Source organism: Trueperaceae bacterium (genome assembly GCA_031581195.1).
In the GTDB taxonomy this organism is placed as follows: Bacteria; Deinococcota; Deinococci; order Deinococcales; family Trueperaceae; genus SLSQ01.
The window spans coordinates 1-9520 of record JAVLCF010000087.1; the positions used below are offsets into that span (position 1 = coordinate 1).

Here is a 9520-nt window from a genome sequence, read left to right on the forward strand (position 1 = left end):
GCGCCGTCGTCGTCGACGGACCACACGGCGTCCGCGGCGTCGGGGACGACGTCCAGGTAGCGCGCGAGGTCCGCGTCGCCGCGCAGGTGCACGCCGAGGAACGCGGTCGCGAAGTGTTGCGCGACGTTGTTCATGCGGACGGTGTCCCACACGGGGTCGGCGTAGTGGTCGTACGTGCCCGTCGCCCACGCCGCGCTGGGCGCGGGGATGGGGGCGGCGGCGTTGTGGTTGGCGTTGACGAACGTCAGGAGGGAGCGGGGGGCGTTGACGGCGCCCTCGAAGATCGCGCGGGCGCCGTTCTCGTAGCCCGCGACGTCGTCGACGCTGCCCGCCATGAACAGGACGGGGGTCTCGATGCCGGCGAGGCCGTCGGCGTCCCAGAAGCCGGCGTTCATGCCCCAGGGGGCGATGGCGATGGCGGCGCGGATGCGGTCGTCGCGGCGCGCTTCGAACGCGTCGCTGCCGGCGAGGTGGCGTTCGAACAGGGCGCGGGGCGGGGCGAAGGGGAGGCCGGCGGACGCCTCGGTGAAGCCGCCACCGATCGCGTTCACCGCGCCGTACCCGCCCATCGAGTACCCGACGAGGGCGGTCGTGTCGGCGTCGAGGAGGCCGCCCAGGGCCCCGTCCTCGGCGGCGAGGCGCTCGAGTTCGTTCAGGACGAACCGTTGGTCGAGCGGGCGGTTGTAGAGGGTGCTGGCGAACGGGCCGGCGTCGGCGTAGGTGCTGTCGGCGTGATCGATCGACGCGACGACGTACCCCTTGCTGGCCAGGTTCTCCGCGAGGTGGGCCAGCAGGTAGCGGTTGCCGGGGTAGCCGTGCGACACGATCACGAGGGGGTAGGGCGCGCCGCTCGCGTCGGGGGCGGCGTCGCGGACCGCCCGCCCACCGAGCTCCGCGACGGTGGCGCCGTCGCGGGTCGTGACGGCGTACGTGCCGCCGGGCTCCCCGCCGCCGAGGTCGGCGGGGTGCCAGACCTCGACGGTGAACGGGCGGTCGTAGGTGGGGACGGTGCCGTCGCTGCGGACGTTCACGACGTCGGGGCGGCCTTCGTCGACCAGCTGAAACGTGCGGACGCCGACGTCGTGCGCGCCGTAGGGGGCGAGCTCGGGGGCGTCGGGCCGGACGACGTCGATGCGGTCGACCGCCTGCGCGGCGGCGGAGGCGGCGAGGGAGAGGGTCACGAGGAGGCTCGCGGCGAGGGCGAGGTGGCGGCGTGCGGCGTGCGGTGGGAGCATGGCGCGTCCTTTCCGGAACGGGGGTGGGCGTCGGGTGGGGCGGGCATGCCTGCAGGGTACAGGGTCGAGGGCGGGCGACCGCCCCGCGTCCCGGTTCCACCGCGACCCCGACGCCGCGACTCGCTCCGGACCCCTTCCTCAGCCCCCCGAACCAACATGTCAACTAGTTGACATAAGCTCGGGGGTCGGGCTAGCGTCGCCGCGTGGCCGACCCCCGCCTCACCTTCACGCTGCACCACCTCGTGGCGGTGCTCGATCGCCACGCCGACGCGATCCTCCGCCGCGAACTCGGCATGACCTACAGCCAGTTCCTGTTCCTCGTCACGCTCGACGGTGCGGAGGGCGTCGACGGCACCACGCTCGCGCGGCACCTGGACGTCTCCCGGGCCGCGGTCAGCAAACGCCTGCCCTGGTTCACCGACCGCGCCCTCGTCGAGGTGCGAGCCGACCCGCGCCACGGGCGCAGGACCCGGCTGTTCCTCACCGACGCCGGCCGCACCCTCGCGCGGACCGCTGCGGACACGCTCGAAGACGCCCTCCAGGCCCCCGCACGCAGCGAACTCGACGTCGACCTGGACGCCCTTCATCACGACCTCGACGCCCTCCTCACCTGGTTGCGCGCCGGCCTCGAGGCCGGCGCGCACGACGCCCCCGGCGCGGACGCACCGGACGACGCCTGAGTCGGAAAGGACCCCCCATGGACACCCTCTTGTTGATCCTCCACGTGGTCGGCGGGACGCTCGCCCTCCTCGCGCTGCCCGTCGCGCTGCTGGCCCGCAAGCGACGCGGCGTCCACACCGCCGCAGGCCTCGCCTTCGTCGCCGGGATGGCGGTCGCGGTCGGCTCCGCGTTCCCTCTCGCCGTCCTGATCGGCAGCCCGTTCCTCGGTGCGGTCGCGGCGTTCAGCGCCTACCTGATCGCGTCGGGTTGGCGCTGGATCCGTCGGCCCGGCGTCGGGACGTCCGCCGCGTGGGGCCGCGGCCTGGCCGCCGCCATGCTCGTGGCCGCCCTCCCGATGGGTGTGCAGGGGATCGCGCAGGTGGCGGCCGGCGACGGACTGGGGGCCGTCCTGCTGGTGTTCGCCGCGATCGGGGGATCGCTGGCGATCGAGGACCTGCGGTCCCTCTCCGCGGAGCGGCTCGGTAAGGCCGCCCGGACGACGCTGCACCTGGGTCGGATGATCGGCGGCGGCATCGCGACCGTGACCGCCGTCCTCGTCGTCAACGTGGCGTTCGAACCGGCCTGGGTGGTCTGGCTCGCGCCGACGGCCGTGGGTGCCCCCCTGATCGCCGTGTGGTCGGCGCGCCTCGCCCCGAAGCGCCCTTCCGCACGCACCTGAGGCGGATGGACCGCCCTTCGCAACGATTGCGACGCTCCGCGTCGTAGGCGTCGGCGAACCTGGTATCGTTCCTGAGGAGGTTCGCATGTTCCATCGCCACGTCGCACGCACGACCCTCGCCCTCACCTTCGCCGCCCTGGTGCTGGCCGCCTGCAGCTCCGGGGGCGGCGACGCCGCCCCCGCCTCCGGCTCGAACGTCGGCACGCTCCGCGTGAGCGTCGACCCGTCGGACGCGACCGTCACCGCCTCCCGCGAGGGGACGTCCGACGTCGCCCGGCGCGGCTCGGGCGACGTCGAGCTCGACGCCGGCACCTACACCGTCCGCGCCACCGCGGACGGCTACCGTCCCGACACCACCACCGCCCGGGTGCGGGCGGGGGACGTGACGTCGATCGAGCTTTCGTTGCAGCCCGAGGGGGACGCGTCACCCACGCCCCCCGAGGATCCTGGTCAGCCGGAGGATCCCGAGGACATGCAGTACCGGGGCGAATGGGCGTGGCTCCTCGAGTTCTCGGGGACCGGGCTTCAGTACGCGGGGTTCCTGTCGATCTCGGAGTCGATCGAGGACGACGGCGACCTGACCGGCGTCGAGGCGGGGACGTGGACCTGGTGCGGGTTCGACTACGACGCGTGTAGCGGCCCGACCGGGGTCGGCCTCTTCGCGACGTTCGAGCGCACCGACCTGGTGTCGTCGTTCGTCGACACGGCCGGGATCGTCAAGGCGGTCAGCATCGACCTCGACGGCCGATTGGAGGATACGGACGACGGCAACCCCGCCTTCGCGGGGTTCGGCGAGTGGTCGTTCTACTCCGGCGGGAGCTCGGAGTACATCATCGTGCTCGTCCGTGTGCAGGAGACGCCGGTGTATTCGTCCCTCGGTACGTCCGCCACGCCGTCGCGTCCGCAGATCGGGCCGGAGACGCGCGCGACCCTCGAGCGGCGTCTCGCTTCGGTGGCTACGGCCGCCACCTCCGCGCAGGGGGCGGATGCGCTCGGTCCCGTCGTCGGTGCGCTCGAACGGCGCACCGACGCCCTGCGTCCTCGCTGACGCGCTTCGGTCGTTGTCGCCGGACCCCACCCCCCGACGCCCGCTCCGCCCCCGCCTCCGGCGGGGGCGGAGCTCGTAGGGGTTCGCGGAAGGGACGCGCGTCCCTCCCCGCCCCCCACGAGGGTTGATACCCATAGGGGGTATGCGTCACACTGTACGCGTCGGCACAATCCATACCGGTCGACGGCGGGCGAAGGGAGACGTCGCATCATGAGCAAGCATTCCGTACTGATTCTCGGAGGGGGCACGGCGGGCATCACCGTCGCCGCCCGCCTGAAACGCGCGAACCGCGAGCTCGACGTCGCGGTCGTCGATCCCGCCCGCGACCACTGGTACCAACCCCTGTGGACCCTCGTGGGGGCCGGCGTCACCGACGTCGAGGAGACCCGCCGCGACCAGGCGAAGGTCATGCCGAAGGGCGTGACGTGGATCCAGGACGCCGTCGCCTCCATCGACGCCGACGCCCACGAGGTCACCCTCCAGGGCGGCGACACCGTCGCGTACGACCAACTCGTCGTCGGCCTCGGCATCGAGTACGACTGGGACGCCGTCGAAGGGCTGCGCGACGCCGTCGGTCAGGGCGGCGTCGTCTCCAACTACACCCCCGAGTACGCGCAAGCCACCTGGCGCGAACTGCAGGCGTGGACGGGCGGCCGCATGGTCTTCACCGCCCCCGCGGGTCAGATCAAGTGCGGCGGCGCGCCGCAGAAGATCATGTACCTCGCCGAGGACTACGCCCGGAAGCACGGCCTGCGCGAACGGACCGAGATCGTGGGCGCCTTCGCCGGCACCGTCATGCTGGGCGTCCCGGAGATCAACGAAACGCTCAACGGCATCGTCGAGAAGCGCGACATCGACATGCGCTTCCACCACGAACTCGTCGCCGTCGACGCCGAGGCCAAGGAGGCGGTCTTCCGCACGACCGGCGACCCCGACTCCGAGCGCATCCGCATCGGCTACGACCTGCTCCACGTCGTGCCCCCCATGCGCGCCCCCGCCCCCGTCCGCGACGGCGACCTCGCCGTCGCGGAGGGTCCGCACGCCGGCTTCGCCGACGTCGATCACGCCACCCTGCAGCACGTCCGGCACCCCGACGTGTTCGCGCTCGGGGACGTCGCGGCGCTCCCCACCGCGAAGACCGGGGCGGCGGTCCGCAAGCAGGCGCCCGTCCTCGTCGACCACCTCCTCGCGCACCGCGCGGGCGCGACGTCCGAGAAGGCCTACGCGGGCTACTCCTCCTGCCCCCTCGTCACCGGGTACGGCAGCCTCGTGCTCGCCGAGTTCGAGTACGGCAACACCTACAAACCGACCTTCCCCGTCGACCAGACGAAGGAACGGTGGGACATGTACATGCTCAAGCGGCACCTCCTGCCGCAGATGTACTGGCACGGCATGCTTCGCGGCCTCGCCTGAGGCCGCGCGGGGGGCGTGGGGTCGGCCGGCGACGGTTCCGTACCCCACCGTCGGGCCGCTCCGGCCTCGCTAGCCTGTGCGCATGAGGCACACGACGGCGCTCCCCCTCCTCCTCGCAGCCGGCGCGGCGCTCCTGCTCGCCGGCTGCACCCCCGCCCTCGGTCCGCAGGAAAGCGTCTACGACGCGCCGTACCCGGTGCGCGACGTGGAGCTGCCCGCCGACGACGCGGCGCACGACGCGCCGTTCGAGTGGTGGTACTGGGTCGGCCACCTGGAGACCGCGGACGGTCGCGAGCTGGCGTTCCAACTGACGTTCTTCGAGGCGTTCGCGCCGCCGGAGATTCGCGTGGCGGGGATCCCCTCGAACTGGTGGATCGAGAAGGAGATGGTCGCGCACGCCGCGCTCCACGACCTCGAGGCGGGCACGCACGCCAAGGCGCAGCGGGGCGTGCCGTGGGACGGCGAGGCGTCCCGCGTCGAGCTGGACGTCTCCATGAACGACTGGCGCGCCGTCCGCAGCGCGGACGGGGTGTCGCACCACCTGACGTTCACGGTCGGCGGGAGCGCCTTCGACCTGGTCCTGACGCCGGAGAAGCCGGCGTCGCTGCACGGCGAACGCCCCGGCATCCAGACGATGGGGCCGGGCGGCGTCAGCTACTACGTGTCGCACACCCGCATGGCGGTCGAGGGCACCGTCGCGCCGCACCGCGTGGTGCCCCTCGCGTGGCGGGCCGAACCGGTCACCGGGGAGGCGTGGTTCGACCACCAGTGGGGCGACTTCCGCATCGACGCGTTCGCCGGCTGGGATTGGTTCGCGATGCAGTTCGACGACGGCACCGAAGCGATGCTGTACCTCATCCGCGACGAGGACGGCACCTACCAGACGGTCGCGGGCAGCGTGATCGACGCGGACGGCGCCACGACGTACCTCACGCAGGACGACGTGGCGATCGAGCCGACCGGCGCGTCGTGGACGAGCGACGCGACGGGGGCGACGTACCCCGTCGCGTGGGACGTGCGCGTCCCCGACCACGACGTCGACGTGCGCGTCACCCCCCGCATCCTGGACAGCGAAATGGATACCCGCGCCACGACCGGCATCGTCTACTGGGAGGGCGCCGTGACGGTCGAAGGGTCGCGCACCGGGCGGGGCTTCGTGGAGCTCACGAACTACGACCGGTACCCCTTCGCGCCCGGCGACTGACGGCCCGCCGGGCCGCCCCCCCTCAGGGCGCCCCGGCCCGCCCGCGCATCGCGCCGTAGTGCTGCCACAGGACCCGCGCGGCCACCGCCCGCCACGGGGCCCACGCCTGGGCGAGGGTACGCAGGTCCCCCTCGCTCGGGCGGGCCGGGAGCGCGAACAGGTCGCGCGCCCCCTCGCGCAACGCCAGGTCGCCGGCCGCGAACACGTCCGCGCGGAGCAGCGCGAACGTCGCGTAGATCTCCGCCGTCCAGCGCCCGATGCCGGGCAGCGCCACCAGGGCCGCGACGACGTCCTCGGTCGGCGCGGTCCGGAGCGCGGCGTAGTCGAGGTCGGCGTCGGCGATGCCGCGCAGGTAGCGGATCTTCGGTCGGCTGACGCCCGCCGCGCGCAGCGCGTCGTCGTCCGCCGCGCGGATCGCGTTCGGCGTCGTGAGGCCGGCCGCGTCGAGCCGCCCCTGGATGGTGGCGGCCGCCGCCACGCTCAGTTGTTGCGACACGACGCTGCGAAGCAGCGCTTGGAAGCCGTCCGGCCGGGCGCGCAGCGGGGGCGGCCCCGCCGCCTCCACCGCCGCCGCGAAGCGCGGCTCCCGGGCCCCGAGCGCCCCCACGCCGGCGGCGAGCGCCGCCTCGTCCCCCAGGACCGCCTCGCCGGCCGGACCGCGTGGCGGCGTGGGGGCGTGGGCGTCCGGGTCGTGGGGCGCGTCGGGCGGGTCGGAGGCCGGCACGCCGGCACGGTACCCGCGCGGGCGTCGCTCAGGCCAGGAGTTCCCGGACCGCCGCGCGCACCGCGGCCGGCGCCCGCGCCCGGAGGCGTTCCGGGCGGCTCAGCGTCCGCAGCAGCACGTCCGACGCGGTCGGGGCCGCCGTCCGGACGACGTCGACGTCGGGTACGAGCGCCCGCGCGACGCCCTCGACCGTCACGAGGCTCTTGAGCAGCAGCCCGTACCCGGGCGGGATCGGAACGCGCTCGCGCTGCAGCAGCCGCAGGACCCCGAGCGCGAACCCGCGCAGGTCGGCGGGGTGGCGCTCGGTCAGGTGCGTCCGCAACAGCCCGTCGACCGCCGCGCGGATCGGTGCCTCCCGGTCGGGGGGCAGGGCCAGCCCCAGCGCGCGGGAGGCGCGCACGGCGCGGTCCGCGTCCCCGAACGCGGTCGCGACCAGCAGCTGCGCGATCGCCTCGCGCTCCGCGGCGGTGGTGGTGCCCACGATCCCGAAGTCGAGGTAGGCGATGCGTCCGTCGGGCGTCACCAGCAGGTTCGCGGGGTGCAGGTCGGCGTGGAACGCCCCGAGCTCCAGGACCTGCCGTAGGAACGCCGTCGCGCCGTGCACCGCCAGGCCGTGCGCGTCCACGCCCGCGCGCTCCGCCGCCCCGAGATCGCTCAGGCGCCAGCCGTCCACGAAGGTCGTGACCAGCACCCGCCGGGTCGTGTGGCGACCCACGACGCTCGGGACGAGGATGCGGGGGTCGTCGCGAAAGAACCGCGCGAAGCGCAGCGACGCGCGCGCCTCGACGCGCAGGTCCAGCTCCCGCGCCACGCTCGCCTCCACCTCCGCCACCAGCGCAGCGGGGTCCAGCCGCGCGACGGCGGGGAGGCGCGCCGCGAGGCGCACGACGCGGTAGGCCAGCGCGACGTCCTCGGCGAGCGCCGCCTCGACGCCCGGCTTCACGACCTTCACCGCGACCTTCGTCCCGGCCGGCAGCACCGGCCCCACGGCGGGCCGGTAGGGTCGCGCCAGCGTCGCGGCGTGCACCTGCGCGATGCTGGCGCTCGCGACCGGCGCGTCGTCCCACGACGCGAAGAGGGCGTCCGGCGCCGCCCCGAGCTCCCGCGCGACGACCGCGCGAATGGCGGGGGCGGGGTGGGGCGCCACCCGGTCGCGGAGCGCTCCGAGCTCGAACGCCAAGTCGGCCGGCACCAGGTCGGGCCGGACCGACGCGAGTTGTCCGAGCTTCACGAACGCCGGACCCAACCGCTCCAGCCCGCGCCGCACCTCGCGGGCGGCGGCGCGCGACGCCGCGTCGCCCCGCCGCAGCCCGAACCCACGGCGCCACGCGACCCGCGCACCGGTCCGCAGGGCGGTGGCCGCGATGGCGCGGCCGCGCCCCGCCACGTCAGGCCTCGTCGTCGGGCGTGAGGTGAGCGTGGAGGGCGTCCAGGGTGGCTTCGATCGACTCCAAGCGCGTGCGCACCTCCGCCACCTCGAACCGCAGCGCCTCCAGCGCCGCGTCGCCGTCCACCCGCCCGCCGGACGCGGCGGACGCGTCGGTGCCCGCCAGGCGGGCCTTCAGGGCCTCCTTCTCGCGGTGCACCTGCGCCGCGACGGCGTCCACGAACGCCGCCGTCCCGCCGGCCGTTGCGCCGGCCGCCGCGCCGGACGTCCCGTCCGCCGCCCCGGCGCCGGGCCCGGGCGCGTCCCGCGGTCCCGCTTCGCCGCGCGCCACCGCCGCCTTCCAGCCCTCGTCGGCCAGCTCGTGCACGAGCGCCCACGCCGCCAGGACGCTGCGCAGGTCGCGCGGGTCGCCGTCGTCCATGTCCCGTCCCTTCCGGGGCGCGCGCGGCGCACCCACCCACGCACGCTAGCAGCGGGCGCAGGGGCGCGCGAGGGCGGGCGTCCCGGCCCGCGTCCCCCGCCCCCCGACCGCCGTGCGCGCGGGGTCGCGGGGGCGTCCGCGCCTTCAGTGCAGGCGGTGCGCTTCGTGCGTCAGGTCGCCGGCCAGGAGTCGCTCGACCGCCTCGCGCGCGGGGCCCGGCGCGATCAACATCGCTTCGATGCCGGCGGCCTTCAGGTGCCCCTGCATGCCGCGCCCCATCCCACCGGCCAGGACGACGTCGCACCCCCGGATCGGATCCAGCATCGCGCGGTGGGCGTCCGCCCCCCCGTGACCGTGCCCCGAGCCGTGGGCAGGGTCGGCGTCGGGGTCGCGGGCCGGGTCGTGCGCCGCTTCGTGGGCGTGCCCCCGCCCGTCGCGCGTGGGTTTCTCGAGGGTTTCCTCCGCCTGGATGACGCCGTCCTTGGTCTCGAACACCAGGTAGGACCGTGCGCGCCCGAAGTGGGCGCTCACCGTGCGTCCATCGTCGCTCACGACCGCGATTCGCATGGCTCCTCCGTTCCCCTGTGGTGCCGCCCCCGGGGGATCTCCCGCCACGCCTCGAAATGTATCGCCGCCCGCGCTCCGGGGCGGTACGGGATGCGACCAACCCCCCGGGCGGCGGGCCCGCTCGGGCCCTACCGCGCAGGCCCGGGGTGCGCCCTGGGGCGCGGAACGCGAAGCGGGGTCCG

At 74.8% G+C, this 9520-nt stretch carries 10 protein-coding genes; 5 read left to right on the forward strand and 5 right to left on the reverse strand.

Going from position 1 to position 9520, the window contains the following annotated elements; translation table 11 throughout:
* Positions 1 to 1235 (reverse strand): dienelactone hydrolase (locus RI554_08600; protein MDR9392070.1); only part of this gene is annotated, 1235 nt, incomplete at its 3' end.
* A 203-nt stretch (positions 1236 to 1438) separates the two neighbouring features.
* Here RI554_08600 and RI554_08605 point away from each other — a divergent pair.
* The 5 genes from RI554_08605 to RI554_08625 all read left to right on the forward strand — a co-directional run bounded on the left by RI554_08605 (position 1439) and on the right by RI554_08625 (position 6239).
* The gene (locus tag RI554_08605) at positions 1439 to 1915 is read left to right on the forward strand and encodes a MarR family transcriptional regulator (GenBank protein MDR9392071.1); all 477 of its coding nucleotides are present in this window, start codon (positions 1439 to 1441) and stop codon (positions 1913 to 1915) included.
* A 17-nt stretch (positions 1916 to 1932) separates the two neighbouring features.
* A complete protein-coding gene (locus tag RI554_08610) occupies positions 1933 to 2574 on the forward strand; it encodes a hypothetical protein (protein ID MDR9392072.1) in 642 nt (213 codons plus the stop codon).
* Positions 2575 to 2659: 85 nt separating this feature from the next.
* Positions 2660 to 3622: a PEGA domain-containing protein gene (locus RI554_08615; protein ID MDR9392073.1), complete on the forward strand. Its 963-nt coding sequence runs from the start codon at positions 2660 to 2662 to the stop codon at positions 3620 to 3622.
* Between the two features lie 210 nt (positions 3623 to 3832).
* Positions 3833 to 5035: an FAD/NAD(P)-binding oxidoreductase gene (locus RI554_08620; protein ID MDR9392074.1), complete on the forward strand. Its 1203-nt coding sequence runs from the start codon at positions 3833 to 3835 to the stop codon at positions 5033 to 5035.
* 82 nt (positions 5036 to 5117) lie between these two features.
* Positions 5118 to 6239 carry a lipocalin family protein gene (locus RI554_08625; GenBank protein MDR9392075.1) on the forward strand — a complete coding sequence of 374 codons (1122 nt, stop codon included), beginning with the start codon at positions 5118 to 5120 and terminating at the stop codon, positions 6237 to 6239.
* Between the two features lie 22 nt (positions 6240 to 6261).
* Here RI554_08625 and RI554_08630 read toward each other — a convergent pair whose 3' ends face one another.
* The 4 genes from RI554_08630 to RI554_08645 form a co-directional block, all read right to left on the reverse strand.
* The gene (locus RI554_08630) at positions 6262 to 6963 is read right to left on the reverse strand and encodes a DNA-3-methyladenine glycosylase 2 family protein (protein MDR9392076.1); all 702 of its coding nucleotides are present in this window, start codon (positions 6961 to 6963) and stop codon (positions 6262 to 6264) included.
* Positions 6964 to 6991: 28 nt separating this feature from the next.
* Positions 6992 to 8350, reverse strand: coding sequence for an AarF/UbiB family protein (locus tag RI554_08635; protein MDR9392077.1), 1359 nt, complete (start codon positions 8348 to 8350; stop codon positions 6992 to 6994).
* A 1-nt stretch (position 8351) separates the two neighbouring features.
* Entirely contained in the window at positions 8352 to 8771 is a 420-nt protein-coding gene (locus RI554_08640; GenBank protein MDR9392078.1) for a hypothetical protein, read from the reverse strand.
* A 144-nt stretch (positions 8772 to 8915) separates the two neighbouring features.
* Positions 8916 to 9338, reverse strand: a complete 423-nt coding sequence (locus RI554_08645; GenBank protein ID MDR9392079.1) for a NifB/NifX family molybdenum-iron cluster-binding protein — start codon at positions 9336 to 9338, stop codon at positions 8916 to 8918.
* Between the last annotated feature and the right edge of the window lie 182 nt (positions 9339 to 9520).

Coding starts and splice junctions, on each gene's coding strand:
- RI554_08625 (MDR9392075.1), top strand. CDS start 5,118: ATGAGGCACACGACGGCGCTCCCCCTCCTCCTCGCAGCCGGCGCGGCG.
- RI554_08610 (MDR9392072.1), top strand. CDS start 1,933: ATGGACACCCTCTTGTTGATCCTCCACGTGGTCGGCGGGACGCTCGCC.
- RI554_08615 (MDR9392073.1), top strand. CDS start 2,660: ATGTTCCATCGCCACGTCGCACGCACGACCCTCGCCCTCACCTTCGCC.
- RI554_08645 (MDR9392079.1), bottom strand. CDS start 9,338: ATGCGAATCGCGGTCGTGAGCGACGATGGACGCACGGTGAGCGCCCAC.
- RI554_08640 (MDR9392078.1), bottom strand. CDS start 8,771: ATGGACGACGGCGACCCGCGCGACCTGCGCAGCGTCCTGGCGGCGTGG.
- RI554_08620 (MDR9392074.1), top strand. CDS start 3,833: ATGAGCAAGCATTCCGTACTGATTCTCGGAGGGGGCACGGCGGGCATC.